This window comes from Pseudomonas sp. TH15 (assembly GCF_016651105.1).
GTDB lineage: Bacteria > Pseudomonadota > Gammaproteobacteria > Pseudomonadales > Pseudomonadaceae > Aquipseudomonas.
In genome coordinates this window covers 4,443,622-4,469,408 of sequence record NZ_JAEKEL010000001.1, presented here as the reverse complement: position 1 = coordinate 4,469,408, position 25,787 = coordinate 4,443,622, and the positions used below count along the sequence as shown (strand labels likewise).

General features: G+C 59.3%; 19 protein-coding genes and 2 pseudogenes. 12 read left to right on the top strand and 9 right to left on the bottom strand.

Annotated elements, in window-relative coordinates; genetic code table 11:
• Window positions 1-32: 32 nt before the first annotated feature.
• Window positions 33-1,033, bottom strand: a pseudogene (locus JFT87_RS20110) (FecR family protein).
• Between the two features lie 153 nt (window positions 1,034-1,186).
• Here JFT87_RS20110 and JFT87_RS20105 point away from each other — a divergent pair.
• Window positions 1,187-1,456 (top strand): PepSY domain-containing protein, encoded by a 270-nt coding sequence (locus JFT87_RS20105; RefSeq protein WP_201204050.1) that lies wholly within the window; start codon window positions 1,187-1,189, stop codon window positions 1,454-1,456.
• A gap of 61 nt (window positions 1,457-1,517) precedes the next feature.
• On the opposite strand, the gene JFT87_RS28725 is transcribed toward JFT87_RS20105, so the two are convergent.
• Both JFT87_RS28725 and JFT87_RS20100 read right to left on the bottom strand, forming a co-directional pair.
• Window positions 1,518-2,132 carry a hypothetical protein gene (locus tag JFT87_RS28725; RefSeq protein ID WP_342367186.1) on the bottom strand — a complete coding sequence of 205 codons (615 nt, stop codon included), beginning with the start codon at window positions 2,130-2,132 and terminating at the stop codon, window positions 1,518-1,520.
• Window positions 2,133-2,727: 595 nt separating this feature from the next.
• Window positions 2,728-6,300, bottom strand: a complete 3,573-nt coding sequence (locus JFT87_RS20100; protein ID WP_342367185.1) for a dermonecrotic toxin domain-containing protein — start codon at window positions 6,298-6,300, stop codon at window positions 2,728-2,730.
• A gap of 239 nt (window positions 6,301-6,539) precedes the next feature.
• Between JFT87_RS20100 and JFT87_RS20095 the strand changes: the two are divergent.
• Window positions 6,540-7,579, top strand: a pseudogene (locus JFT87_RS20095) (Ldh family oxidoreductase).
• Window positions 7,580-7,909: 330 nt separating this feature from the next.
• On the top strand, window positions 7,910-9,469 hold the full coding sequence (locus JFT87_RS20090) for a TerC family protein (protein ID WP_201204049.1): 1,560 nt from the start codon (window positions 7,910-7,912) through the stop codon (window positions 9,467-9,469).
• A gap of 165 nt (window positions 9,470-9,634) precedes the next feature.
• On the opposite strand, the gene JFT87_RS20085 is transcribed toward JFT87_RS20090, so the two are convergent.
• Window positions 9,635-10,063 carry a thioredoxin family protein gene (locus JFT87_RS20085; protein WP_201204048.1) on the bottom strand — a complete coding sequence of 143 codons (429 nt, stop codon included), beginning with the start codon at window positions 10,061-10,063 and terminating at the stop codon, window positions 9,635-9,637.
• Between the two features lie 344 nt (window positions 10,064-10,407).
• Between JFT87_RS20085 and JFT87_RS20080 the strand changes: the two genes are divergently transcribed.
• The 8 genes from JFT87_RS20080 to JFT87_RS20045 all read left to right on the top strand — a co-directional run bounded on the left by JFT87_RS20080 (window position 10,408) and on the right by JFT87_RS20045 (window position 17,217).
• Window positions 10,408-11,256 (top strand): transporter substrate-binding domain-containing protein, encoded by an 849-nt coding sequence (locus JFT87_RS20080; RefSeq protein WP_201204047.1) that lies wholly within the window; start codon window positions 10,408-10,410, stop codon window positions 11,254-11,256.
• Window positions 11,257-11,432: 176 nt separating this feature from the next.
• Window positions 11,433-12,095, top strand: a complete 663-nt coding sequence (locus JFT87_RS20075; protein ID WP_201204038.1) for an amino acid ABC transporter permease — start codon at window positions 11,433-11,435, stop codon at window positions 12,093-12,095.
• A gap of 9 nt (window positions 12,096-12,104) precedes the next feature.
• Entirely contained in the window at window positions 12,105-12,767 is a 663-nt protein-coding gene (locus tag JFT87_RS20070; protein ID WP_201204036.1) for an amino acid ABC transporter permease, read from the top strand.
• Window positions 12,764-13,555 (top strand): amino acid ABC transporter ATP-binding protein, encoded by a 792-nt coding sequence (locus JFT87_RS20065; protein WP_201204035.1) that lies wholly within the window; start codon window positions 12,764-12,766, stop codon window positions 13,553-13,555. The genes JFT87_RS20070 and JFT87_RS20065 overlap by 4 nt, the downstream gene beginning before the upstream one ends.
• 24 nt (window positions 13,556-13,579) lie before the next feature.
• Entirely contained in the window at window positions 13,580-13,969 is a 390-nt protein-coding gene (locus JFT87_RS20060) for a RidA family protein (RefSeq protein WP_201204033.1), read from the top strand.
• A 146-nt stretch (window positions 13,970-14,115) separates the two neighbouring features.
• Window positions 14,116-14,880, top strand: a complete 765-nt coding sequence (locus tag JFT87_RS20055) for an IclR family transcriptional regulator (protein ID WP_201204031.1) — start codon at window positions 14,116-14,118, stop codon at window positions 14,878-14,880.
• Between the two features lie 39 nt (window positions 14,881-14,919).
• A complete protein-coding gene (locus JFT87_RS20050; RefSeq protein ID WP_201204029.1) occupies window positions 14,920-16,137 on the top strand; it encodes an amino acid deaminase in 1,218 nt (405 codons plus the stop codon).
• Between the two features lie 147 nt (window positions 16,138-16,284).
• Entirely contained in the window at window positions 16,285-17,217 is a 933-nt protein-coding gene (locus JFT87_RS20045) for a sugar kinase (RefSeq protein ID WP_201204027.1), read from the top strand.
• A 104-nt stretch (window positions 17,218-17,321) separates the two neighbouring features.
• On the opposite strand, the gene JFT87_RS20040 is transcribed toward JFT87_RS20045, so the two are convergent.
• Together JFT87_RS20040 and JFT87_RS20035 are read right to left on the bottom strand one after the other, a co-directional pair.
• Window positions 17,322-17,597: a peptidylprolyl isomerase gene (locus JFT87_RS20040; protein ID WP_134418397.1), complete on the bottom strand. Its 276-nt coding sequence runs from the start codon at window positions 17,595-17,597 to the stop codon at window positions 17,322-17,324.
• Window positions 17,598-17,651: 54 nt separating this feature from the next.
• Window positions 17,652-20,189 carry a PAS domain-containing hybrid sensor histidine kinase/response regulator gene (locus JFT87_RS20035; protein WP_201204025.1) on the bottom strand — a complete coding sequence of 846 codons (2,538 nt, stop codon included), beginning with the start codon at window positions 20,187-20,189 and terminating at the stop codon, window positions 17,652-17,654.
• Between the two features lie 132 nt (window positions 20,190-20,321).
• On the opposite strand from JFT87_RS20035, the gene JFT87_RS20030 reads away from it, so the two are divergent.
• Window positions 20,322-21,431, top strand: coding sequence for a PilT/PilU family type 4a pilus ATPase (locus JFT87_RS20030; protein WP_201204023.1), 1,110 nt, complete (start codon window positions 20,322-20,324; stop codon window positions 21,429-21,431).
• 117 nt (window positions 21,432-21,548) lie between these two features.
• On the opposite strand, the gene JFT87_RS20025 is transcribed toward JFT87_RS20030, so the two are convergent.
• The 3 genes from JFT87_RS20025 to JFT87_RS20015 form a co-directional block, all read right to left on the bottom strand.
• Window positions 21,549-23,504 carry an acetoacetate--CoA ligase gene (locus tag JFT87_RS20025; protein WP_201204021.1) on the bottom strand — a complete coding sequence of 652 codons (1,956 nt, stop codon included), beginning with the start codon at window positions 23,502-23,504 and terminating at the stop codon, window positions 21,549-21,551.
• Between the two features lie 77 nt (window positions 23,505-23,581).
• On the bottom strand, window positions 23,582-24,355 hold the full coding sequence (locus tag JFT87_RS20020; protein ID WP_201204019.1) for a 3-hydroxybutyrate dehydrogenase: 774 nt from the start codon (window positions 24,353-24,355) through the stop codon (window positions 23,582-23,584).
• A 7-nt stretch (window positions 24,356-24,362) separates the two neighbouring features.
• On the bottom strand, window positions 24,363-25,754 hold the full coding sequence (locus JFT87_RS20015; protein WP_201204017.1) for a GntP family permease: 1,392 nt from the start codon (window positions 25,752-25,754) through the stop codon (window positions 24,363-24,365).
• Between the last annotated feature and the right edge of the window lie 33 nt (window positions 25,755-25,787).

The following is a 25,787-nucleotide window of genomic DNA, read 5'->3' as shown; positions in this document are numbered from 1 at the left end:
CGAAGGCCACATTCCGTTAAAGGATGTGGCCTTCAGCTTTTTGGCGGTTGTTGCGGCAGGGTATTGATAACGGTGTTGCCTTCCTTGTTGCGCGTCACGTAGACCGGCAACACTTTGGGCAGAGAGCTCACCAGGTTGTTCAGTTCTTTGATGTTGTAAATGCCGCCGACCCGAAGCGAACCGGTATTGCTGTCGGCGAGCATCAAGGGGGTTTTCAGGTAACGGTTGATCAGCGGCAGCGCATCGCTGAGTGCCAGATTGTCCAGCACCAGTTTTCCGCTTAGCCAGGCCAGCGACGTGTCGCCGGGGTACGTCTGGCTGATTTGTGGCATGTAATCGCCTTGCCGATAACGCGCCTGCATCGCTGGCCCGAGACGCAAGCCATCACCCGGCAGTGCGGAATTGCTGGTGACCAGCACTGAACCTTCGACCAGATTCACCCGCACTTGATCTTCGTACATCCAGACATTGAAGCGCGTGCCTGTCACGCGAACTCTGCCTTCGCCTGCGCGAACGATAAACGGATGGCTGAGGTCGTGGCTGACAGTGAAAAACGCTTCCCCTTTTTCAAGGTAACGCGTCGTTCATCCTTGTAATTGCTGAAGGTCAGGTCAGTGTTGAGGTTCAGTTGGAGCTGGCTGCCGTCACTCAAGGTGACCTGGCGCACATTGTCGGTCGCGGCGAAATGCTCATAGCTGTCAGGCAACCAGCCGAGATTCCAGCCGGCATAAGCCGCCAGCGGCAAGGCCAGTGCACAGACACCCGCTGCTACCGCGTATTGACGCCATGCGCGTGAAGGTTGGCGGATCGGCACCACAACGGCAGGTTCCGGGCGCGGCAAGTCGCCGGCTACGTCCCAGATCTCCAGCATGGCTTCGTACTCGAACGCATGCAGCGGATGAGCGTCGTGCCATTGTTCGAACGCCTGACGCTCCTCGGCAGTGCAGTCGTTGGCGTGCAGACGCATGCACCAGTGCGCAGCGGCATCGGTGACGGCGTCGTATTCGGCTTCCGAGAGAGAGTGTTCGGTCATTGACTCATCCTGATTTGCTGCATTCTAACCTTGCGGGTAAGGCGGCGAGAACATCCGTCATGGCAATTGCCCATCAAAGTGGAATTTATTTTCCCCGGTGACGGCCAAAAAAACAGGACATGCACGCCTACTATCCACAAATGGAGTGAAAAAATGATCAAAAGAACCTTTGCAGCCTTAATAGCCACGGCAAGCTTGCTCACTGCGGGTGCCGCTTTGGCGGATAAACCAGGTGCCGGCTGGGTCACCATTGAAAAAGCCATCGAAATCGTCAAAACCAAGGCCGGTTATGTCGAAGTCTATGAAATCGAAGCCGACAACAACGGTTATTGGAAAGGCGAGGGGCGCAAAGCCGATGGCGTTGTTTACGAATTTCGCATCGACGGCGCATCGGGCAATGTACTGAGGGATCAGAAAGACTGATCCGCAGCGCTGTCGACAGCCCTGAATATGCGCAGGTTCGCCTGCGCATTTTTTTGCCTGCTTACGGCGAAGAATTGCTCACCGGATCGAGTTGTCTGCCCAGCTGACAAATCAGGAAAGCAATTGAATCGGCATTGCGCAGGATGGTGTCAATGCGCGCATGCGGCGTCTGCTGATCGAGGAAAGCATCGCGTGCTGCCGCCAGGGTAGGGCTGCGCGTAGCGTCGAGAATCGCTTTGCTGACGTTCGACAGTTCAGGAATTTGGTCGTAGTCGATCCACGATTGATGTTTGTCACTCCAGCGCGAAAACAACTCCTGCCTGGGTGTTGCCAGCGATAGTGCGTCGCGTTGAAACGCCTGCTGCGAGCTTTTCATTGCGGCGCCATGCCCGGTGATGGTCTCGATCAGATCGGTAAACGGTCGCCGAGCTTCCAGCGTGGCAATGTCAACGGCCTTGCAGATTTGATGCGCGAACTCGTGAATCAAGGTGGATGCCTGGGCGTGTCCGTCGACATTGAAGGGTTCAGTCAGGGAGGATTTGTACCAGTCCAGTTGCTGATTGAAAAACTTCTCGGTGAAGTGCACCTTGCGCTGTTCGTCGTCATCCAGAACAAAAGCAATCAGATTGGCCTCAGGGTATTTGTTCGAACCTATGATGAAACGGTCGGTATTCATCAAGTCTTCCATCGGATCCACCAGCGCGGTGCACAGCGGGACTATCGCGTTTTTCACTTTGCCGATGACTGCGTTGTCGATCTCGTCCAGATCAAAAAAAGCTTGAGGAAGTTATCCAGCCGGCTACCGGAGCGTTCGCCTTTGAACAGGGCCAGATTGTACAAACTGTTGAACGCGTAATGGCGGGCCATCTCGACAGCCTGCAGCAGCATTCGAGCCTTGTCGGGGTGTTTGGCACGAATGTCTTCCATGCCCTGTGCTTCGATGTTCAGCACCAGCCGGCGTTCACGGTCGGCCGCATAACGGTTGTACATTTTCGACAGGGCCTTGCCGTAATGGATGGTATGTCGATCCGGATCCAGCACCAGTTGCGTAGCATTTTTACGCAAGGTCGGGCCGTACGAATGCTCATTGGCCATTCGCCAAACGACGCCTGGCTTGTCGACGCGATAGACCTTGCCGGCAATGGCTGCATACGTGCGCTTGTCGATGGGGTTGGTGTAGGTACCGCTGACGGGATCATGGGCGAGATGGGTCAGTGCGACCGTCGTGGATTCGAACGGTTGCAGTTCAGTGCGTGAGGGCGCGGTCGGGTTTATCTGGTCGCGGCGGGGGCTGCCAGCGGCGTTTCCTGTAGTGCTGACTCGGCATCCGTCACCGTTTCCGAGGATGACTCCATCGACAGACGCCCCATGCTGACCATTTGCACGGCGCCCGTCATGAACGCCTTCAGTGCGCGTTTCCAATGGTGATCCTGTAAGGCCTCGGCGGAGTCCTTGAACGCTTTGTAGCTATTCCAGAGGAATGGCACATAGGCGAGTTTGCCCGGCAACAGGCCGGAGACCAGATTGACGCCTTCGCTGAAGAGGTTTTTTGCCGCCTCCCAATCGGCCTGCGCAGTACTTTGCAACTGACTGGCGAGCAGGTGCGGCAGCAGGGCAAGGTTGTCGCGGTATAAACGCGAAAGAAAATTTTCTTCGATAGCCTTGACCGACAGCGTCATTTCGCTGACTTCGCCAACGCTCGACGCCAATAACCCGCGCAATGAAGCTTGCTGACTCTCGGGCGAGCGTCGAATCAGCAGATCCTGCAGCAAACCCGGCACATTCAGAGCGGCCACGAGGTCAGCCTCGCTTGCAAATTGACGAAAAACTTCATCGGCGTAAGGCGTGTAAAGCACCCGTGGACCCGGCAGCGAAGTACCGATCACATACATTGCCTGAATCTCGACAGGCGCAGCGCCAGCAGTCTTGATCAACGCCAGGGGGGACACGATTGCATCGGCGCCCTCAACGCTGGCGCGTGCCTTGCCATCTGGCATGTCCAGCACTTGGCTGAGCAGATCGAAGGACTGCCCGGACAGGCGCTGTTGCAGTTTTAATGCGTGCGCGTATTGCAGCAGTTGCCAGGGTATTTGCTGTACAAAGCGTTGTTTGCGCGAGTCAGCCTGAGGGGTTTTTTCCGAGAGCGCATCGGTGATTTGTTTTGTGTAGACAGTCGGAATCGCCAGTGACAGCAGCAACTGTCGAACAACCTGCTGATCAAGGCCAGCGGGTAGGGCCTGGGTGGTTTTCGACGCCACTTTGAAACCGGTGCCCTGAGCGATGTTGACGTGGTTCAAGGCGAACTCGACGAGGTTGCGCGGCGGCCCGGCAAGGGCCAGGTTCGGGATGATCTCAATCTGTTGCGGATCAACCTGACCCGCCGAAAATCGAGCCTTGAGCAACGACGCCAGCGTCTCGCGCACGTAGTGCACCAGGGACGGAATACCGTGCAGGTAGTCCTTGTCATCGATGACGCTGTTGCGCCATCGCTCCAACAATTCGAGCTGCAGTTGTTGTTCGGCAATCGGCGCCATACCCAGCCAGGCCGCCAGTGATTGCTGCTGCTTGATGGCCTGAGCGATGTCGGTCGCTCGTTGCAGGTTGGTTTCCAGCAGGTTTTTGCCAAGTGAAGTGAGTGCCTTTGCCAGGTGCGCGGGATCTTTCAGCTGTGTACGCAGTTGTTCGCAGCGAGCCAGATAAAGCTCGATCGCCGACTGCATGCAGGCCTCGAGTACATTTCCTTCGATCAACTGCAGCGGGCCCAACGAATATTGGCGATGGAGCAGTTCCGGTCGGGGACGCAGGTTTTCCAGAAGGGTGAGCCGCTGAACGCTGTCTTTTAGCCGCCGGTTCAGCGCCTGGCGGGCACTGAGAATGTTTTCGAACGCCTCAAGTCCCAGGGCCGGTGTCCACAAGATCACCCATCCGGAATAGTCGGCGTCGAGGCCACCGCGCTCTGTCAGCAATACGCAATGATCGAGCGGCAATGGTTTTTCCTCCCCGGAGACGCTCACCGTCAGCGACCAGGCATCGGGGCGAAAGCCGTTGAGTGAGTGCCGATCCTTTCGGGTGGGGCGGTCAGCGTTGAACACGGTATCGACAATGGCCCGCTGGGTGTTTTGCAATGTGCCGTGAGTGACCCTCAGCTCCGCTTCGCCGTGCACGCCGACATACAGGGAATGAGCCAACCTTGGTTTCATGTTCTCCAGATAATCGCGCTGAGTGGCTGCGGTGGTGAGTGGCTGGGCGGCGAACTCAAGGAGCAGCGCCGCTGTCACGTCTCGGAACGACTTGATTGCAATCGTCGCTTTGTCGGCCAACACCTGCGAGGGTTGCTCCCGGCCGAGCAATATCGGGCGGGTGCTCCAGCGCTCGCCGGCATCGAGCGTGAGCAACTGCTCATGGAGCATCGTGCGGATATCCAGCGCTTTGTCGTACAAGGCATGTGCGTCTACGGCGCCATCACTGTGGCGACATACTTGTAAGGCGTATTCGGTGTTCCCCCGTTGTTTGGTGATGATGAATTCAAACAGCACTTCAAAGATTTCGCCGGATATGACGTCGCCTGTCACCTGCGGTTGGTCGAAACCGATAAAGCGGCTGCGCTCCTCCAGACTCAACAGCCCGTAAAGTTCGTCTTCGTGGCCGGCAGTCTTGAACTTGCTCAACAGGGTTTGCTTGAGATCCTGGTAGTCCTTGAGCACTTGCAGGCCCTGGGTCGGCGTATACAGGTAGGCATTGGTGTGGCTGATCATCACCGAACCTGCCAGCTCCACGTAGTTGGGCTGGTACTCCCACATGCGCACGGTCTCCAGCGTGGGGCGGCGAGAGGCGGACGGCAGCGGCTCGATCATTCCATGCAAGGTGGTGAACTGCGCAGCATCGATGACATTGGTTTCGCGTTTGAGCAGCAGTTCGGCGCGGGCCTGGTCTTCCAGTGCCAGAGCAAAAAACGCACGACGAGAGGAGCCGTCGGCGCAGGGCGCTTGCCAATAGGTTTCAAGACGTTCAAACAGCAACGCGGTCAATTTGCTTGAAGCGCTGATCACCGCGTTCTCCCAATGGGCTTGATCCGTCGTCTGCGGCGACCTCGCCGAATTGGAGTACTCGTGTAACTGGCCGTGCGGCCAGTGCTGGTGTCGGAAATACATCAGCACGGCATCGCTCAGACTCATGGACTCCAGCCAGTGTCGAGTGATGCCGTTGTCGGGGCTGCTGTAGAAACTGACGCGAGTGTGGCGTTGTTGCAGATCGGGAAATGTGGGCTGAAGCAACTGTTGCAGCACATCTTCGATCAGCGAGGCGAGGGAGGGCAGTTGCTTCAGTTCAACCAGCAGCGCTTCGGCGTTTATGCGCTGAGCCTGAGTGATGACGGAACGCTGATCATCGAATAGATCTTCGGCAATGGTTTCAAAGGTGATCTGGATAGCATCGGCTTCCAGCAGATGCTTGCGTTGAGCTATCGGTAGGAAGGCCAGTAAACGTCGAGCAACGTCGGGCGTCTTGAGGCGTCTTTCCAATTCCTTCTTGAGGTCAGCGCGGCTGGGGTGTTTCTGGATGCCTTGATAGGGTGTGTAAAGAATCTCCCGATTTTTATCCGCTGTGGAACCGAGCGTGAAACTGCCGGCCAACGGCACAGCGGGCAGCCCCGTTGTGCTGAGCAGGATGCGCTGGGCGAGCATCGACGGGACTTGCTGGCTGCGCATGGATTGCGAGGCCAATTCGGTATGGGCCAGCCAGTCGAAGTCCTCGCGGGACAACCCATGCATTGACCCCAACTCGTCCCAGAGCCCAGGCGACTTCAACGTTTCGGGAAACAACAATGGGGAAATAACTGCGGGCATGATCGAGTCTCGACGGGGCGCATTTGCAGCGCCGATAGATTGAGGCCCAAGGGTATGAGTCTGCAGCGAGCGTCGGGTGGTACATAGTTACCGCACGCTGCGTGGCGCAATGTGCCTATCTGCGACGCCGTTGCCCGATCACCCCGTTCAAGGGTTGACACGTTGCCTTGACGACGTGATTAATCGGTTCGCGAGTTCGTACGCTGTTGTTCCCTCCAATAATTAATCTGGAGCTTCAGATGTCTGCGCCATCCGATCACCTGTCTGCTGCTGCCTCGTCAACGCTGTCGCTTGAGGCGTTGACGCAATTGCTTGAAACGATTTTCCTGCGCCACGGCACATCCGCCGCCGTTGCACGATCCCTCGCAGCCAACTGCGCCAATGCCGAGCGAGACGGTGCCCACAGCCATGGCGTGTTTCGCATTCCCGGTTATGTGTCGACCCTCAACAGTGGCTGGGTCGACGGCCAAGCCGTGCCGCAGGTCGAGGACGTCGCCTCGGGGTTTGTGCGGGTTGATGCCGGCAACGGTTTCGCTCAGCCAGCGCTGGAGGCGGCACGCAGGTTGTTGGTGGAGAAGGCCCGCAGTGCCGGAATCGCTGTTCTGGCGATTCGCAATTCGCATCATTTCGCGGCGTTGTGGCCGGACGTCGAGCCTTTCGCCGAAGAAGGTCTGGTGGCTCTGAGTGTGGTCAACAGCATGACGTGCGTCGTGCCGCATGGCGCCGACCGGCCGCTGTTCGGCACTAACCCCATCGCCTTCGCGGCGCCACGTGCAGGTGCAGCGCCGATCGTTTTCGATCTGGCCACCAGCGCCATCGCCCACGGTGACGTGCAGATCGCGGCGCGCAAGGGGAGCGTTTGCCACCTGGGATGGGGGTCGACAGTCTCGGGCAGCCGACTCAGGATCCGAAAGCCATTCTTGAAGGTGGCGCGCTGCTGCCGTTTGGCGGCCACAAGGGTTCGGCCCTGTCGATGATGGTGGAATTGCTCGCAGCGGCGTTGACCGGCGGTAATTTTTCCTTCGAGTTTGACTGGAAGAACCACCCGGGGGCGAAGACGCCCTGGACCGGTCAGCTATTGATCGTGATCGATCCGGACAAGGCCGCCGGGCAGAGTTTCGCTGAGCGCAGTCATGAACTGGTGCGGCAAATGCACGGTGTTGGCCTTAAGCGCCTGCCGGGTGATCGCCGGCATTTGCAGCGGGAAAAATCGTTGCAGCACGGCATTCTGCTGGACGTGGAAACACTGGCGCAGTTGAGAAGTCTGGCGGGTCTTTGAGTATTGCGAGCCCGGGATCTGCTGCCGTCGCTGCGACGACAGCGGATCAGACCTCGGATTTGTCCTACAAACTTTGAAATAATTGCGCGTGCAGGGCTTTTCGCTACAGCCTGTACGCTCCAAGTCCTTTTTCCTTTCAGGACCTGCATGAACACCCTCTCGGAGCCTCCCAGTCAGCCCTTCATCTCGCGCCTGCGCGCAACCCTGACGCACGCCAAACACCCGGTTTTCCGATTCCAGTCTATCTTTTTCATCGCAGCCCAACGGCCCTCGCGCCGCACTTTGCCGTGCCCGGCATTCTGAATTCGCTGAAGAGATCGAGATAATTTTATGGAATGGATAGCTGACCCCACCGCGTGGCTGGGCCTGTTGACCTTGATCGTGCTGGAACTGGTGCTGGGCATCGACAACCTGGTGTTTATTGCGATCCTGGCGGACAAGTTGCCGCCGGAGCAGCGTGACCGTGCGCGGATCATCGGTTTGTCCCTCGCGCTGCTGATGCGCCTTGGCTTGCTGGCGAGTATTTCCTGGCTGGTGACCCTGACTCAGCCGCTGTTCGAGGTGTTCGACAAGAGCTTCTCGGGCCGAGACCTGATCATGCTGTTCGGCGGTGTGTTCCTGTTGTTCAAGGCCACCATGGAATTGCATGAACGGCTCGAAGGTCATATCGGCCAGCGCGCCAGCAACAGCGCTTATGCGATGTTCTGGCCGATCGTGGCGCAGATCGTGGTGCTCGATGCGGTGTTCTCCCTCGATGCGGTGATTACCGCCGTGGGCATGGTCGATGAACTGGCGGTGATGATGATCGCGGTGATTATTTCCATCGGCCTGATGATCGTCGCCAGCAAGCCGCTGACCCGATTCGTCAACGAACACCCGACGGTGATCATGCTCTGTCTGGGCTTCTTGATGATGATCGGCTTCGCCCTGACCGCCGAGGGCCTGGGGTTCCACATTCCCAAGGGCTACCTGTATGCGGCCATCGGCTTCTCGATCCTGATCGAAGTGTTCAACCAGATCGCCCGGGCCCGGCGCAAACGCTCCCTGCAGGGCCTGCGACCGGTGCGCGAACGTACCGCCCATGCGGTGATGCGTTTGCTGGGTGGTCGCACCTTGGCGGCGGAAGAGGTTGGCGAGGAAATTGCCGACTTGCTGGATAACGGTGCAGCGCCGAGTGAAGTGCTGTTCGACCGGCGCGAGCGGGTGATGATCAGTGGCGTGCTGCAATTGGCCGAGCGGCCAATTCGCACCTTGATGACCGTGCGGGCCGATGTCGACCACATCGATTTATCTGACGATGCCGAGACCATTCGTACACAGCTGATGCATTCGTCCTACTCGCGCCTGCCGCTGATTCGCGACGGCGCGGTGGATGAGCCGCTGGGCTTCGTGCACAAAAAGGAACTGTTGAAGGAATACCTGGGCGGCAACGAGCCCGACCTCGAAGACCTAGCGCGCAAAACAATCAACTTGCTGGACAGTTATTCGATCCTTAATGCTTTGGAACAGATGCGTGCGGCATCGACGCACATCGCGTTTGTGGTCAATGAGTTTGGCGATTTTGTCGGCGTATTGACCATGACCGACATTCTGGAGTCGATTGCCGGCGAGCTGCCCGACGCCAGTGAAGTCGAAGGCCCGGACGTGGTCGAGGAGCAGGGTGGGTTCATGGTCAGCGGAGCATTGAACCTGATGCGCGTGCGCCAGCGCACCGGGTTTGGTGCAGAGCCGACCGAGGACTATCAAACGCTGGCCGGCCTGGTGATGAGCTTGCTGGATCGGCTGCCGATGGTGGGTGATCGTCTGGAATATGCAGGCTGGCAAATGACCGTCAAAGCTGTTGAAGAACGGCGAGTGACGCGGGTGTTGCTGGTGCGTGAGGCCGCGTAAATCCAGGGCTGGCGCTGACAGTGCCAGCCCCTTCGCGGGCAAGCCCGCTCCCACACTGTCCGCGTCGTACACGAAATTTGTCAACGACGCTGACCCCTGTGGGAGCGGGCTTGCCCGCGAAAGCGATTTTTCAGACGCCGCAACGATGACGGGAAATGTATTGCCTCAAATCAGCCGACGATGCGCGCGCGTGATTGTGCAGAGCCCGCTCAACGTTCGGCGCAACCACGGCAGATCATGCCGTGGTTTCAAATGAGTGCTGGGGGCCTTGGTTCTGCCGATGTGTCGGACAAAATCCACCGCCAGGGTTTCTTCAGTACCAATCCCTTTAAGCTTTTTCAGCAGTCTCCCATCCTTGTAAAACAACACAGTCGGCGTCCCGGTGACATTCGGGTGCCGCGGCGATTCGCTGGTGTTCAACATGTAGATGTCCGCCCGCTGCCGATACGGCTCGGCGATCCCGCGAAAAATCGGCCCGGCCTCTTCGCACGCAGGGCAGTGCTGATTGCCGAAATACAGGATTACCGGGCGCCAGGTTTTCAGGGCTTTGCGGTAGAGGGAGGGTAGATCTGAACGTTGAGTTGTCGAACTCATGGCAACCTCCGGTCATAGCTTTTGTGTGCCGTCGACGGTAAACCAGCAGCAGCTGTCCTTCTACTGTCAGAGTTGACAGGTGCGTGTTAAGAAAAACGCGCTTTGCTGATGCGGCCGCACTGAAATGTGGCCCCAATACCCGCAGAGTGTGGCCATCGGTAGCGCATCCGTTCAGCGCCCTGATCAACACCTTCTTCCCCACCACACGCATCCCCTTGATTCAAAAAACATTTCAATTCCTTGCAGATCCCTTGCGGATCCTGTGGCACACTTTCTGCTGTCTATTCCGTTGTTACATACCTACTTCCGGTATAGCGGAATACATATCATCTGGAGTGCTTGCCATGCATCGCCGACCTTCCTTGTTCAAAGCGTGTGTTTTGATTCTCGCGGCTTCGGCCGCTGCCGTGGGTGTTGCCCAGGCAGCGGACAGCAAGCTCGATAGCGTGCTGACCCGTGGGAAATTGATTGTGGGTACGGGGAGTACCAACGCGCCGTGGCACTTCCAGGGGGCGGACGGCAAGTTGCAGGGTTTTGATATCGATATCGGGCACATGATTGCCAAGGGTTTGTTCAACGATCCGAGCAAGGTTGAGTACGTGGTGCAGTCGTCCGATGCGCGGATTCCGAACCTGCTGACGGACAAAGTCGACATCAGTTGCCAGTTCATTACCGTTACCGCCAGCCGTGCGCAGCAGGTTGCATTCACCCTGCCGTACTACCGCGAAGGCGTCGGCCTGCTGTTACCCAACAACAGCAAGTACAAAGAAATCGAAGACCTGCAAGCGGCTGGCGACAGCGTGACCGTGGCGGTGCTGCAAAACGTGTACGCCGAAGAGCTGGTGCATCAGGCGCTGCCCAAAGCCAAGGTCGACCAGTACGACAGCGTCGACTTGATGTATCAAGCCGTGAACTCTGGTCGTGCCGATGCCGCCGCCACCGATCAGTCGTCGGTCAAATACCTGATGGTGCAGAACCCTGGCCGCTATCGCAGCCCGACCTACGCCTGGAGCCCGCAAACCTACGCCTGCGCCGTTAAACGTGGCGATCAGGATTGGCTGAACTTCGTCAACACGGTGCTGCATGAAGCGATGACCGGCGTCGAGTTTCCGACTTACGCGGCGTCGTTCAAACAATGGTTCGGTGTCGATCTGCCTACCCCAGCCATCGGTTTCCCCGTCGAATTCAAATGAAAACTGCTGCGCTCGAAAATACTGCGTTGAAAACAGCCTCGAAATGCTCATTGGCTAAAGCCAACTCCGCTTTCTCGCCTGTTTTCGCCTTGTCTTTCCTTCGCTCGCGACGTTTCCATTTCTAAAATGATGAGCGGGGCGGCTATGAAGGCGCCCCGTTCAAGGTACTGCTGACCATGAACTATCAGTTGAACTTTGCCGCCGTGTGGCGCGATTTCCCCAGTTTGCTAGCGGGGCTCGGTCTGGGCCTTGAGCTGGCGCTGGTGTCGATCGCCATCGGCTGCGTGATCGGCCTGCTGATGGCGTTTGCTTTGTTATCCAAGCATCGCGCGTTGCGGGTGCTGGCGTCGGTGTACGTGACGGTGATCCGTAACACGCCGATTCTGGTGTTGATTCTGTTGATCTACTTCGCGTTGCCGAGCCTGGGCATTCGGCTGGACAAGATCCCTTCGTTCATCATCACCCTGTCGCTGTATGCCGGGGCTTACCTGACCGAAGTGTTCCGTGGCGGGCTGTTGAGCATTCCCAAGGGCCAGCGTGAAGCCGGGTTGGCCATCGGGCTCGGCGAGTGGCAGGTCAAGGCCTACGTCACTGTGCCGGTGATGCTGCGCAACGTGCTGCCGGCGCTGTCGAACAACTTCATTTCGCTGTTCAAGGACACCTCGCTGGCGGCCGCAATTGCGGTGCCTGAGCTGACCTATTACGCGCGCAAGATCAATGTCGAGAGCTACCGGGTGATTGAAACCTGGATGGTGACCACAGCGCTCTATGTTGCGGCCTGTTACCTCATTGCCATGATCCTGCGTTACCTCGAGCAGCGTCTGGCGATCCGCCGATAGGAGCCTCCCATGTACGAATCCCCTAGTTGGTTGCATGAGTTGTGGGTGGCGCGGGAAGTGCTTTGGCAGGGCTTTCTGGTCACGGTGCAGTGCTCGGCCCTGGCGATTTTGCTGGGCACGATGATCGGCATTGTTGCCGGTCTGGTGCTGACGTACGGCAATGTCTGGATGCGCGCGCCGTTCCGTTTCTACGTCGATCTGATTCGCGGCACGCCGGTGTTTGTGCTGGTGCTGGCCTGCTTCTATATGGCGCCGGCGCTCGGCTGGCAGATCAGTGCGTTTCAGGCCGGTGCCTTGGGGCTGACGTTGTTTTGCGGCTCCCACGTCGCCGAGATCGTGCGCGGTGCGCTGCAAGCGTTACCTCGCGGGCAGATGGAAGCGAGCAAGGCGATTGGCCTGACGTTTTATCAATCGCTGGGTTATGTGCTGTTGCCTCAGGCGTTGCGGCAGATCCTGCCGACCTGGGTCAATTCGTCCACCGAGATCGTCAAGGCTTCGACCTTGCTGTCGGTGATCGGCGTGGCCGAGTTGCTGCTCAGCACGCAACAGATCATCGCCCGGACCTTCATGACCCTCGAGTTCTACCTGTTCGCCGGTTTCCTTTTTTTCGTCATCAACTACGCCATCGAATTACTCGGCCGGCACATTGAAAAGCGGGTGGCTTTGCCATGACTCAGACTTCTACTGCACAAAACGGCCAGGCCCTGCTGGACATTCGCGGCTTGCACAAACAATACGGCAAGCTTGAAGTGCTCAAGGGCGTCGACCTTAGCATGCAGCGCGGCAACGTGGTCACGCTGATCGGTTCCAGCGGCTCGGGCAAGACCACGCTGCTGCGTTGCGTGAACATGCTCGAAGAATTCCAGGGCGGGCAGATCCTGCTCGATGGCGAATCCATCGGTTATGACGAGGTCAACGGCAAACGTGTACGCCACGCGGAAAAAGTCATTGCCCGCCATCGCGCGATGACCGGCATGGCGTTCCAGCAGTTCAACCTGTTCCCGCACCTGACCGCGTTGCAGAACGTCACCCTCGGTTTGCTCAAGGTCAAAAAGCTGCACAAGGACGAAGCCGTGGCGCTGGCCGAGAAATGGCTGGAGCGGGTTGGCTTGTACGAACGCCGTGATCACTATCCCGGCCAGTTGTCCGGCGGTCAGCAACAGCGGGTGGCGATTGCCCGGGCGATTGCGATGAACCCGAGCCTGATGCTGTTCGACGAAGTCACCTCGGCCCTCGACCCGGAACTGGTCGGCGAAGTGCTGAACGTGATCAAGGGCCTGGCCGATGAAGGCATGACCATGCTGCTGGTGACCCACGAAATGCGTTTTGCCTTCGAAGTCTCGGACAAAATCGTCTTCATGAACCAAGGGCGAATCGAAGAGCAGGGGCCACCCAAGGACTTGTTCGAGCGCCCGAAATCGCCGCGTTTGGCGGAATTTCTCAAGAACACTCGTTTTTAACCCTATTAATCAGGAGAAACACTCATGAGCATTACTCGTTACGGCACCGGTAGCAGCGCCGGTGGCGGCCAGCCTCGTCCTTTCGCCCGAGCCGTTGAAGCCGATGGCTGGCTGCATGTGTCCGGCCAGGTGCCGGCGCTGGATGGCGAAATTATTGTGGGCGGTATCGTCGAGCAGACTCACCAGACCATGAAAAACCTGATCGCCATCCTCGAAGAAGCCGGTTATGGCCTCGAAGACGTAGTGCGCGCTGGTGTGTGGCTGGAAGATCCGCGGGATTTCTGGAGTTTCAACAAGGTGTTCTCCGAGTACTTCAAAAGCGAACACGCCCCGGCCCGGGCCTGCGTGCAGGCGAACATGATGGTTGATTGCAAGGTTGAGATTGACTGCATCGCGTACAAGAAAAAGGCCTGAACCGAGTCGCACCCATCGCGGGCAAGCCACGCTCCCACAGGAGAACGCATTCCTATGTGGGAGCGTGGTTTACCCGCGAAGACGGCCTAACGGTCGCCGCTGCACTCTAGGTAAACTCCCGGCACTTTGAATGGGAACCTGATGACATGACCGAAGACACCATCAAACGCCGGGCACGCGGTCTGGACCGGGCGTTCGATATCCTCGATTTCCTCAAGGAGATCGGCCAGCCCCTGCGCCCGAACGAAATCGCCAGCGGCATCGGCAGCCCGAAATCCACGGTCTACGAACTGGTGGCCTCGCTGTTGGAACGGCGCATCCTCGAGACCGTGGGCAAGGACGGTCACGTTTACCTCGGCCGCCAGCTGTACTTCCTCGGGCAGGCGCACCTGCGCCATTTCGACCTGACCCGTGAGGCCGATTACGCCTTGCAGGAAATCGTCAGCCAGACCCGCGAAACCGCGCAGATGTGCCTGCTCAATGGTCGCAAGTACACCGTTGCGCTGATGAAAGAGGGCGAGCGGCATTTCCGCATTTCCTCGGACATCGGCGAAAACGCGCCAATTCCCTGGACCGCGTCCGGACGCCTGCTGCTCTCGCACTTGAGCGACCAGGCAATCATCGACCTGATCGACTACGACGACTTTATCCTGCCCAACGGCGAACGCCTGCCGCTGGAACAGTTTCTCCAGGAAATCCGCCAGGCTGGCCTCGATGGTTTTTTCTCTTTCGATAGCGTCGCCGATACTTTTACCCATTGCTTCGCCGCCCCGGTCAAAGACCCCAGCGGCATCGCCATTGCAACCCTGTGCATCGTTGCCCCTCGGGCCGACGCCAAGAACAATTACAACGACTATCGCCGGGTGCTGATCGACAGCGCCAACAACCTGGCCCGGCGTATCAACGAGTAACAGCGGCTGCTTGCGGCCGCGAATGTAAGGAGTTTGACCATGTCTTCTGCCGAATCGACTGCTGCCGTAGAAAAGGGCTTTGCGCACACCGGCGCGCATCTGGTGCGCGACGTCAGCCTGCCGGCGCTGGTGTTGCACCGTGAAGCGCTGGAACACAACATTCGCTGGATGCAGGCGTTTGTCAGCAACAGCGGCGCGGAACTGGCGCCCCACGGTAAAACCAGCATGACCCCGGCGCTGTTTCGCCGCCAACTGGACGCCGGCGCCTGGGGCATCACCCTGGCCAGCGCGACCCAGACCCGTGCCGCTTACGCCCATGGCGTGCGTCGGGTGTTGATGGCCAACCAACTGGTAGGCACGCCGAACATGGCGTTGATCGCTGACTTGCTGGCGGACCCGACTTTCGAATTCCATTGCATGGTCGATCACCCGGACAACGTTGCTGACCTCGGCGCGTACTTCGCCTCCCGCGGCGTGCGGTTGAACGTGATGATCGAATACGGTGTGGTCGGCGGTCGTTGCGGCTGCCGCAGCGAGCTGGAAGTGATCGAGCTGGCCAAAGCCATCACAGCGCAGCCGGCGCTGGCGTTGACCGGTATCGAGGGCTACGAAGGGGTGATTCATGGCGATCACGCGGTCAGCGGCATCCGTGAATTTGCTTCTTCCCTGGTGCGTCTGGCGGTGCAGTTGCAGGACAGCGGGGCGTTCGCAATTCCCAAGCCGATCATCACCGCTTCGGGCTCTGCCTGGTACGACCTGATTGCCGAATCCTTCGAAGCCCAGAACGCCGGCGGTCGCTTTCTCAGCGTGCTGCGCCCCGGCAGTTACGTCGCCCACGACCATGGCATCTATAAAGAAGCGCAGTGCTGCGTGCTCGACCGTCGCAGCGATTTGCATGAAGGTTTGCGTCCGGCGCTGGAAATCTGGGCGCATGTTCAGTCGATGCCGGAACCAGGCTTCGCAGTGATCGCCCTCGGTAAGCGCGATGTGGCGTATGACGCCGGCCTGCCGGTGCCGTTGTTGCGTTACAAGGCCGGCGTGCTGCCGGCGGTGGGCGACGATGTGAGCGCCTGCAAGGTGACGGCGGTGATGGACCAGCATGCGTTCATGACCGTGGCGCCGGGGGTTGAATTGCGGGTGGGGGACATCATTTCTTTCGGTACTTCACATCCGTGCCTGACGTTCGACAAGTGGCGCACCGGGTGTCTGGTGGATGAGCAGTTGCAGGTGATTGAAACCATGGAAACCTGTTTCTAAGGCCTGAAACCGAGGTGCGGCCTTCGCGGGCAAGCTTTGCTCCTACGGGATCGTGTTGTTCGCGAGTGATCGCAAACCTGTAGGAGCGAGGCTTGCCCGCGAAGGCATCCTTCCAGACAACATCGCATCACCTGAGACCCCACACCCATGAACACCATCAACACCCTCGGCCCCAACACCCCGCGCATCGCCCTGATCGGCGAGTGCATGATCGAGTTGCAGCAGCGGGCCGATGGCAGCCTGCAACAAAGCTTCGGCGGCGACACCCTGAACACGGCGGTCTACCTGTCCCGGGAACTGGGCGAAGGTGGCACGGTGGATTACGTCACCGCCCTGGGCGATGACAGCTTCAGCGATGCCATGTGCCAGAGCTGGGCGGCCGAGAACATCGGCCTGGAGATGGTCCAGCGGTTACCCGGTCGCTTGCCAGGCTTGTATTGCATCCAGACCGATGCCGCTGGCGAGCGACGCTTCCTTTACTGGCGCAACGAAGCCGCCGTGCGCAGTTGCTTCACCACCCCGACAGCCGCACCGATACTGGCGGCATTGCCGGATTACGACGTGCTGTATTTCAGTGGCATCACTCTGGCGGTGCTGGGCGAGCAAGGTCGGGAGAAGTTACTGGAAACCCTGATCGAGGCTCGGCAGTGGGACGCGCGAATCGTCTTCGACAACAACTACCGGCCGCGGCTGTGGGCATCGTTGGAGGAGGCGCGGGCCGCGTATCGCAGTGTCTTGCCGTACGTGGACCTGGCGCTGCTGACCGTCGATGACGAACAGGCACTGTTTCATTTTTCCGATAGCGAGGCAGTGTTTGACGCCTACGAGCAGATCGGCACACCGGAAGTGGTGCTCAAGCGTGGCGCCGAGGCGTGCTTGATTCGCTGTGGCGGTGAGTCGTTCGAAGTGCCGGCGCAGAAGGTCGAGCGCGTGGTGGACACCACGGCGGCGGGGGATTCGTTCAGTGCGGCGTATCTGGCGAGTCGGCTCAAGGGCGGGAGCCCGGTTGAGGCGGCCGAGGCGGGGCATCGGTTGGCGAGCCAAGTGATTCAGGTGCCTGGGGCGTTGATCCCGAAATAGTCTGAGTGCTGCGCAATCAATCGCCAGCAGGCTCACTCTGCATTTGGAATGCGTTCCTCTGTCAGAGTGAGCCTGCTCGCCACAGAGGCCCTCAAGCCAACCGCTCAATCCCGATAAAACACCTGCACCAAGTGATACCCGAACTTGCTCTTGATCGGCCCATGCACCACCCGCAGCGGTTTCTTGAAGATCACCGAGTCAATCACTCCAACCATCTGCCCCGGCCGCACTTCACCCAAATCGCCGCCGCGCTTGCCGGACGGGCAGGTGGAGTATTTTTTGGCCAGCACATCGAAGGCTTCGCCCTTGGCGATGCGTTGTTTGAGCTGCTCGGCTTCTTCCGAGGTTTTCACCAGAATATGGCGGGCTTGAGCTTTCATGGGGCAGGTACCTTGCAACGGTGGTGACAACGGGGCGCGGGATTATGCCTCAACTCACTCTGGTTGGCCGATCATCGTGCGAATCTTGTTGGCCAGCAGGTCGATGGAAAACGGTTTGGCCACCATGTCCATGCCTTCCTCCAGGAAACCCTGGCGTTCGGCGGCTTTCTCCGCGTAACCCGTCATAAACAACACTTTGAGGTCCGGGCGATGCTGACGGGCGATTTCCGCCAGTTGCCGGCCATTCATCCCCGGCAGCCCGACGTCGGTCACCAACAGGTCCACGCGCAAGTCGGACTCGAGCAAAGGCAGGGCCGCCCTGGCGTCTTCGGCTTCATGGGCGTGATAGCCCAGCTCATTGAGCAAATCGAGCACCAGCATGCGCACCGCCGGATCGTCTTCCACCAGCACCACCGTTTCGCCGGCAATCGCCGAGGGCGCGTCGCCAGTCACCGGCAGCAACGTGTCTTGCGGCGCACCGAGGTGCAACCGTGGCAAATACAGGCGTACGCAGGTGCCTTGGCCCGGCAGGCTGTCGAGGCTGACATGTCCGCCTGACTGCTGGGCAAAGCCGTAGATCATCGACAACCCCAGGCCCGTGCCCTGGCCGATGGGTTTGGTGGTGAAGAACGGCTCGAACGCCTTGGCCAACACCGACGGTGTCATGCCAGTGCCGTTGTCGCTGACGGCAATCATCAGATAGTCCCCGGCCTTGACTGCTTCGAGCGACGTGCTGTCGCTGCCGTCGAGGTAGACGTTGGCCGTTTCGATCAGCAACCGGCCGCCATCGGGCATCGCGTCCCGGGCGTTGATCACCAGGTTGAGCAGGGCGTTTTCCAGTTGGCTGACGTCAGTACTGACCGACCACACATCGTCGGCCAGTTGCAGCATGAGCTCGATATGGTCGCCCTTGGTGCGGCTGAGCAGGTCTTCGAGCGAATGAATCAACTCATTGGCGTTCAGCGGTTTGCGGTCCAGCGACTGACGGCGGGAGAACGCCAGCAGGCGGTGAGTCAGGGCCGCTGCCCGGTTGGCGGAGGACACCGCCGCTTCGGTGAAACGGCCGATCTCGGCGGTGCGCCCATCGGCGATGTAGCGCTGCATCAGGTCGAGACTGCCGATAATCCCGGTGAGCATGTTGTTGAAGTCATGGGCGATACCGCCGGTGAGTTGACCCACCGCTTCCATCTTCTGCGCATGCCGTAACGCGTCTTCGGCACGCTCGCGCTCGAACATCTCGTTTTGCAGGCGTTGATTGGCCTCGGCTAATTGTTGCGTACGAGCGATCACGCGCTCTTCGAGGGTTTCATTGAGGTTGCGCAGGGCTTCTTCGGTTTCTTTACGCTCGGTTTCGTCGATCACGAAGATGTAGAAACCGTTGACCGAGCCGTCTGAGCCGTGTCGTGGCAAGTAATTCATCAGGGCACTGCGGATACTGCCGTCCCGATGCGGGGTGTCGATACTGAACGAGCAGGGCCGGCCGGCCAGCGCCTCGGCAACGTAGTGGGCGCGGGTGGAATAGTTCTCGTCACCGAGCACTTCATGGATGGTTTTGCCAAACAGCTCCTGAGGCGTCAGGCCGTACCAGTCGAGGTACGCGGCGTTGTTCAGGCGGAAGCGTTCCTCGCGGTCGACGTAGCTGATCAGGATCGGCATGGCGTTGATGATCAACTGCAGCTCAGTCTGGCTCTGGCGCAAGGCTTGTTCAGTGTGTTTGCGTTCAGTCAGGTCGAGGGCTGCGCCGAGAAAGCGCATCGGCCGGCCATGGTGGTCCTTGTAGCAACGACCCCGGGCAAACACCCAGCGCAACTGGCCGTCGGGTTGCAGCAAGCGATATTCCTCGGCGTACTCGGTGCCGTGGGTGATGCAATGCTTGATGCTGCGGGCAATCATCGCCCGGTCTTCCGGGTGGACGCCATGCAGGTAATCACTGATCGGCAACTGGCCAGCCTGCGCCGGATCGATGCCATGCAACTGGGCAAAATGCGCGTCAGCGATGAAACGGTCTTCGCCGATGTCCCAATCCCAGGTGCCGACGGCGTCGGTGGCCGCCAGTGCCAATTGCAGGCGCTCTTCGGTTTCGCGCTGAACCCTGAGGCTTTCATCGGAGCGTTGTTGCAGCTCCAGCGCGATGCGTCGCCGTTCGTTGGTTTCGATGGCCGTGACCAGAATGCCAGCCACTTGCGCGGTTTCGTCGCGGATCGGGCTGTAGGTCAGGTCCAGCCAGAAGTCGGATTCTTTCCCATCACGTTGCAGGGTAAAGCGCCGTTCGCTGTAGGTGCGCACTTGGCCTTGTAGGACGGCGCTGTAAATCGGGTCAGTGAAGTCGCGAAGTTCTGGCCATATCAGGTGCGCCGGCTGTCCGAAAGCGTGCGGATGCTTGCTGCCGGCGAGCATCGCAAAGCCATTGTTATAGATCTGCGTCAGGTGCGGCCCCCACAACAGCAGCATTGGCATCGGCGAGTGAAGCACGATGTCCACCGCCGTACGCAGGCTCTGCGGCCAGGTACCGGCCTCACCGAGCGGGCTGTTGCTCCAGTCTGTGCGGGCAATCAGTGCCGTGGCATCGTCGTTGGTGGGTGCAGCGTTCATCACTTGTATCCTGGGCGTAAGTCGGTGGGGCGGCGTCTACTATGCTTGCAGGACGATAGACGCTTAAAAGCTCGTTGTGTCACGACAGTGAGCCATGTTTGCCAATTGAATGCTTCGCGGGTGTTTTTTGCCATGGAAATCGATGTGCTGTTGCGGCAACTGGCGAGCCAGGAGGGCTCCGATCTTTACCTTTCCACTGGCGCGCCACCCAGTGCACGGTTCGACGGTGTGCTCAAATCCTTGTCTGATCAACGGTTCAAACCAGGGGAAGTCGCTGCCATTGCCGCGTCCATCATGGATGCCGAACAGCGATTGGAGTTCGAGCGAGAACTGGAAATGAACCTGGCTATCTCCCTGGCCGGGGTCGGACGCTTCCGGGTCAACATCTTCAAACAGCGCAATGACGTATCGATCGTGGCGCGCAACATCAAACTCGACATTCCGCGCTTCGAAGACCTCAACCTGCCGCCCGTACTGCTCGACACCGTGATGCTCAAACAAGGGCTGATGCTCTTCGTCGGCGCGACCGATTCGGGAAAATCCACGTCCCTGGCGGCTTTGATCGATTACCGCAATCGTCACAGCAGCGGCCATATCATCACCATCGAAGACCCGGTGGAATATATCCATCGCCACAAGAAATCGATCATCAACCAGCGGGAAGTCGGCGTCGATACCCGCAGTTTTCATACGGCATTGAAAAATACCCTGCGCCAGGCACCTGATGTGGTACTGATCGGTGAAATTCGCGACCGCGAAACCATGGAGCATGCCTTGACGTTTGCCGACACCGGCCATCTGGTGATCTCCACGTTGCATGCCCACAACGCCAACCAGGCGCTGGACCGCATTATCAATTTCTTCCCGCAGGAGCGCCGGGAGCAACTGCTGCATGACCTGGCCAACAACCTCAAGGCCTTCGTTTCTCAACGGCTAGTGCGCACACTCGACGGTCAACGCCGGGCGGCGGTGGAAGTGATGCTGGGGACGCCGACCATTGCCGACCTGATTCGGCGCAATGAATTTGATGAGCTCAAGGGGATCATGGAGAAGTCGGTGGAGCTGGGGATGCAGACGTTTGACGGGGCGCTGTATGCGTTGGTTGTGGAGGGGGCGATCAGTGAGGACGAGGCGTTGAAACATGCGGATTCGCTGAACAACTTGCGGCTGCGGTTGAAGTTGCATGCCGATGCAGTACCGGGCCCACAGCCACCGCCCGGTGAATGGGGACTCCTGGACTGACACCGGTCAAATAATGAGGGAGCGAGCTTGCTCGCGATAGCGTCATGTCGTTCAGCATAAATGTCGACTGACAGTCCGCTATCGCGAGCAAGCTCGCTCCCACAATAGATTTGCGTTCTAGTCCGTGAGCTCTGGGCGATTGCGAAATTGTTCCAGCGCCTCGGGATTGGCCAGGGCATCGGTGTTTTTCACCGGTTGCCCATGCACCACATTCCTTACCGCCAACTCCACCACCTTGCCGCTGATGGTGCGAGGAATGTCCGTCACCGCCAGGATCTTGGCCGGCACATGCCGAGGCGTGGTGTTGGCGCGGATCACTTGGCGAATCTGCTGCTGCAGTGATTCATCAAGAACGATGCCGTCTTTCAACCGCACGAACAGCACCACCCGCACGTCATCCTGCCACTGCTGACCGATGGCCACGCTGTCCAGCACCTGCGGTACTTTCTCCACCTGCCGGTAAATTTCCGCCGTGCCAATGCGCACGCCACCGGGGTTGAGTACGGCGTCGGAACGCCCGTGAATCATCATTGCGCCGTGGGGCAGTTGTTCTGCGTAGTCGCCCTGAGCCCAGACGCCGGGGAACTGGCTGAAATACGAGGCGCGAAGTTTTTCCCCAGTCGGGTCGTTCCATAAGCCAATCGGCATCGCCGGAAAGTGCCGGGTGCACACCAGCTCACCTTTTTCGCCGATCACCGCTTGACCGGCGTCGTTCCAGACCTCGACCGCCATGCCCAGGCTCTTGCCCATCATCTCGCTACGCCGCACCGCGGACATCGGGTTGCCGTTGACGAAGCACGAAACGATATCGGTGCCGCCGGACATCGAGGCCAGGCACACGTCAGATTTGAAGTCGCGATAGACGAAATCGTAACTCTGCGGTGACAACGCCGAACCGGTGCAGAGCAGGGTTTTCAGGCTGCTCAGGTCGTGGCTCAGTCGAGGTTTCAGGCCGCTGCTTTCCAGGGTCGCAAGGAACTTGGGGCTGGTGCCGAAGACGTTGATGCGCTCGTCGTCGATCAGGTCGATCAAACGTTCAGGGCCTGGATGAAACGGTGAGCCGTCGTACAACACGATGGCGCTGCCGACCGCCAGGGCCGAGACCAGCCAGTTCCACATCATCCAGCCGCAGGTGGTGTAGTAGAACAAACGGCTGCCGGGGCCGAGATCGCAATGCAAGCCGTGTTCCTTGACGTGTTGCAGCAGCACGCCGCCGGTGCTGTGGATGATGCATTTCGGCACGCCGGTGGTGCCGCTGGAATAGAGGATGTACAGCGGGTGATCAAACGGTACCGGGATGAACCGCGGCTCGTCGCCGGGCTGATAAAAGTCGTTCCATAGCGTGACGTTGGCGCTGGTTCGGTAATCCTCGCTGCGCGCTTGTGCACGGGCGTAGGGGACGATGATCAACTGCCGCAGAGAGGGCAGTTGTTGGAGGATTTCGTTGAGTTTGCCGGTCTGGTCAATCTCTTTGCCGGCATAGCGATAGCCGGCGCAGGTGATCAACACCTTCGGCTCGATCTGGCCGAAACGGTCAATCACGCCATGGGTGCCAAAGTCTGGCGACGAACAGGACCAGATAGCGCCGAGGCTGGTGGTCGCGAGCATCGCCACCAACGTTTGCCAAGTGTTGGGCATGCACGCTGCCACCCGATCGCCGAGGCCGACGCCGGCTGCTTGCAAACTGTTCTGGAAGCCGGCGACGTGTTGCGCCAGTTCGGCCCAGGTCAGTTGCTCGCGCTGGCCGTTTTCCGCGACGGCGACCACCGCCACGGCATCGTCGCGGCGGCGCAGCAGGTGTTCGGCAAAATTCAGGGTAGCGCCGGAAAACCATTCGGCGCTGGGCATTTGTAAGCCCTCGCGCAGCACCGCGTCGGGTTGGCTGTGAAAGCGGATGTCGAATTGATCGACGATCGCCTGCCAGAAGGCTTCACGCTGTTCGACGCTCCAGGTGTGGAGTTCGTCGTAACTGGCCAGGTCGAGCCCGTGGCGCTCGTTGATGGCGCGCCGGAAAGTATCCAGGCGCGACTGGGCGATACGGTTGGCCTCGGGTTGCCAAAGGATGTCGGACATTGTTTGCCTCTTGTTTTATCTTCAGATCCAATCGCGTGGCTTGCCCGCGATGAACGATGACGCGGACTGCCGGTGGACTACTGCGCCAACCACCCACCATCAATATTCCACGCCGCACCGCGCACCTGACTGCCGGCCTCGCTGCACAAAAACAGCACCAGTTCGCCCAGTTGCGGCGGCGTCACGAACTCAAGCGAAGGCTGCTTCTCGGCCAGCAAATCGTGCTGCGCTTGCTGCGGGTCGATCCCGGTGGCGGCGCGATCGTCGATCTGTTTCTGCACCAGCGGCGTCAGCACCCAGCCTGGGCAGATAGCGTTGCAGGTCACTTGGGTCGTCGCGGTTTCAAGGCCAACGACCTTGGTCAACCCGATCACCCCATGCTTGGCTGCGACATACGCCGCTTTGCCCACCGACCCGACCTGACCGTGAACCGAGGCAATGTTGATGATTCGCCCCCAATTTTTGGCGCGCATACGCGGCAGGCAAAGGCGCGTGCTGTGGAACACCGCCGACAGGTTGATCGCGATGATCGAATCCCAGCGCTCTACGGGGAAGTCTTCCACCGCAGCCACATGCTGGATGCCGGCGTTGTTCACCAGAATGTCGATGCCACCGAACGTACGTTCTGCGTAGGCAATCATCTCGGCGATTTGCTCCGGGTTGCTGACGTCGGCCGGGTGATGCCCGACCTTGCCGCCAAACTGTTGCACTTCGGCAATCACCTTGGATGCGTCGCCGAAACCGTTGAGGACCACGTTGGCGCCAGCCTTGGCGAGGCTGAGGGCGATGCCCAGGCCGATGCCGCTAGTGGAGCCGGTGACCAGTGCGGTCTTGCCAGTAAGATTCGTCATGAATGCCTCACACAATGCCAGTGGCGTAGAAAGTACCGATGACCACGAAAACCGCCAGGGTCTTGATGATCGTAATACAGAAAATGTCTTTGTAGGCTTCGCGGTGCGTCAGGCCGGTCACCGCCAGCAAGGTAATCACCGCGCCGTTGTGCGGCAGGGTGTCCATGCCGCCACTCGCCATCGCGGCGACCCGGTGCAGCACTTCCAGCGGAATATTGGCCGCGTGGGCGGCGCTGATGAATTGCTCCGACATCGCCGCCAAGGCGATGCTCATGCCGCCCGATGCGGACCCGGTGATGCCGGCCAGCAAGGTCACGGTAATGGCTTCGTTGACCAGCGGATTGGGGATGCTTTTCAGCCAGTCGGCCAGTACCAGGAAACCTGGCAGAGAGGCGATCACTGCGCCAAAGCCGTATTCCGAAGCGGTGTTCATCGCCGCCAGCAATGCACCGCTGACCGCACTTTTACTGCCTTCGGCCAACTTGCTGCGAATCGCCTGGAAGCCGAACGCCAGCACCATGATGATGCCGATCAATAACGCTGCTTGAACGGCCCAGATCGCTGTGAGCTTGGCAATTTCGGTGGTCACCGGCGTAGCCATGCCCGGCAGCGCGAGTGTATGGGTTTTGCCATACCACAGCGGAATCCAGTGGGTGAACAGCAAGTTCATGACCCCGACCATCAACAGCGGCGACAGGGCGATCCAAGGGTTCGGCAGCTTGATATCTGTAGCAGTTTCCGGCTCGTTGCGCAGCTCGGTGCCGTAGCCTTCGCCGGCCCGTTGGGCTTTGTTGCGTTGGCGCTGGAGGAACAGCATGCCGGTGCAGAACACGAAAATCGTCCCGATCAGCCCCAGCCACGGCGCGGCCCAGGCGGTGGTGTTGAAGAAGGTGCTGGGGATGATGTTCTGAATTTGCGGGGTGCCGGGCAGGGCGTCCATGGTGAAGGAGAACGCGCCGAGGGCGATGGTCGCCGGGATCAGCCGCTTGGGGATATCGCTCTGGCGGAACATCTCGGCCGCAAACGGATAAACCGCGAACACCACCACGAACAGCGACACGCCACCGTAAGTCAGCAGGGCGCAGACCAACACGATCACCAGCATGGCCTGGCGGGTGCCGAGCAAGCGAATGGCCGCTGCGACGATTGAGCGCGAGAAACCCGACAGCTCAATCAGCTTGCCGAACACCGCACCGAGCAGGAACACCGGGAAATACAGTTTGATGAAGCCGACCATTTTCTCCATGAACACCCCGGTGAACGCAGGGGCGACGGCGGAAGGGTCGGTGAGCAGGACGGCGCCGAGGGCGGCAATCGGGGCAAAGAGGATAACGCTGTAGCCACGGTAAGCAGCCAGCATCAGCAGCGCGAGGGCTGCCAAGGCAATGATCACACTCATGGGTGTGTCTCCTGGAATTGTTATTTTTGTGGT

What these genes read in the sequence shown, in the direction of transcription:
- JFT87_RS20105 (WP_201204050.1), top strand. Translation starts at nt 1,187, where the DNA reads ATGATCAAAAGAACCTTTGCAGCCTTAATAGCCACGGCAAGCTTGCTC.
- JFT87_RS28725 (WP_342367186.1), bottom strand. Translation starts at nt 2,132, where the DNA reads ATGAATACCGACCGTTTCATCATAGGTTCGAACAAATACCCTGAGGCC.
- JFT87_RS20100 (WP_342367185.1), bottom strand. Translation starts at nt 6,300, where the DNA reads ATGCCCGCAGTTATTTCCCCATTGTTGTTTCCCGAAACGTTGAAGTCG.
- JFT87_RS20090 (WP_201204049.1), top strand. Translation starts at nt 7,910, where the DNA reads ATGGAATGGATAGCTGACCCCACCGCGTGGCTGGGCCTGTTGACCTTG.
- JFT87_RS20085 (WP_201204048.1), bottom strand. Translation starts at nt 10,063, where the DNA reads ATGAGTTCGACAACTCAACGTTCAGATCTACCCTCCCTCTACCGCAAA.
- JFT87_RS20080 (WP_201204047.1), top strand. Translation starts at nt 10,408, where the DNA reads ATGCATCGCCGACCTTCCTTGTTCAAAGCGTGTGTTTTGATTCTCGCG.
- JFT87_RS20075 (WP_201204038.1), top strand. Translation starts at nt 11,433, where the DNA reads ATGAACTATCAGTTGAACTTTGCCGCCGTGTGGCGCGATTTCCCCAGT.
- JFT87_RS20070 (WP_201204036.1), top strand. Translation starts at nt 12,105, where the DNA reads ATGTACGAATCCCCTAGTTGGTTGCATGAGTTGTGGGTGGCGCGGGAA.
- JFT87_RS20065 (WP_201204035.1), top strand. Translation starts at nt 12,764, where the DNA reads ATGACTCAGACTTCTACTGCACAAAACGGCCAGGCCCTGCTGGACATT.
- JFT87_RS20060 (WP_201204033.1), top strand. Translation starts at nt 13,580, where the DNA reads ATGAGCATTACTCGTTACGGCACCGGTAGCAGCGCCGGTGGCGGCCAG.
- JFT87_RS20055 (WP_201204031.1), top strand. Translation starts at nt 14,116, where the DNA reads ATGACCGAAGACACCATCAAACGCCGGGCACGCGGTCTGGACCGGGCG.
- JFT87_RS20050 (WP_201204029.1), top strand. Translation starts at nt 14,920, where the DNA reads ATGTCTTCTGCCGAATCGACTGCTGCCGTAGAAAAGGGCTTTGCGCAC.
- JFT87_RS20045 (WP_201204027.1), top strand. Translation starts at nt 16,285, where the DNA reads ATGAACACCATCAACACCCTCGGCCCCAACACCCCGCGCATCGCCCTG.
- JFT87_RS20040 (WP_134418397.1), bottom strand. Translation starts at nt 17,597, where the DNA reads ATGAAAGCTCAAGCCCGCCATATTCTGGTGAAAACCTCGGAAGAAGCC.
- JFT87_RS20035 (WP_201204025.1), bottom strand. Translation starts at nt 20,189, where the DNA reads ATGAACGCTGCACCCACCAACGACGATGCCACGGCACTGATTGCCCGC.
- JFT87_RS20030 (WP_201204023.1), top strand. Translation starts at nt 20,322, where the DNA reads ATGGAAATCGATGTGCTGTTGCGGCAACTGGCGAGCCAGGAGGGCTCC.
- JFT87_RS20025 (WP_201204021.1), bottom strand. Translation starts at nt 23,504, where the DNA reads ATGTCCGACATCCTTTGGCAACCCGAGGCCAACCGTATCGCCCAGTCG.
- JFT87_RS20020 (WP_201204019.1), bottom strand. Translation starts at nt 24,355, where the DNA reads ATGACGAATCTTACTGGCAAGACCGCACTGGTCACCGGCTCCACTAGC.
- JFT87_RS20015 (WP_201204017.1), bottom strand. Translation starts at nt 25,754, where the DNA reads ATGAGTGTGATCATTGCCTTGGCAGCCCTCGCGCTGCTGATGCTGGCT.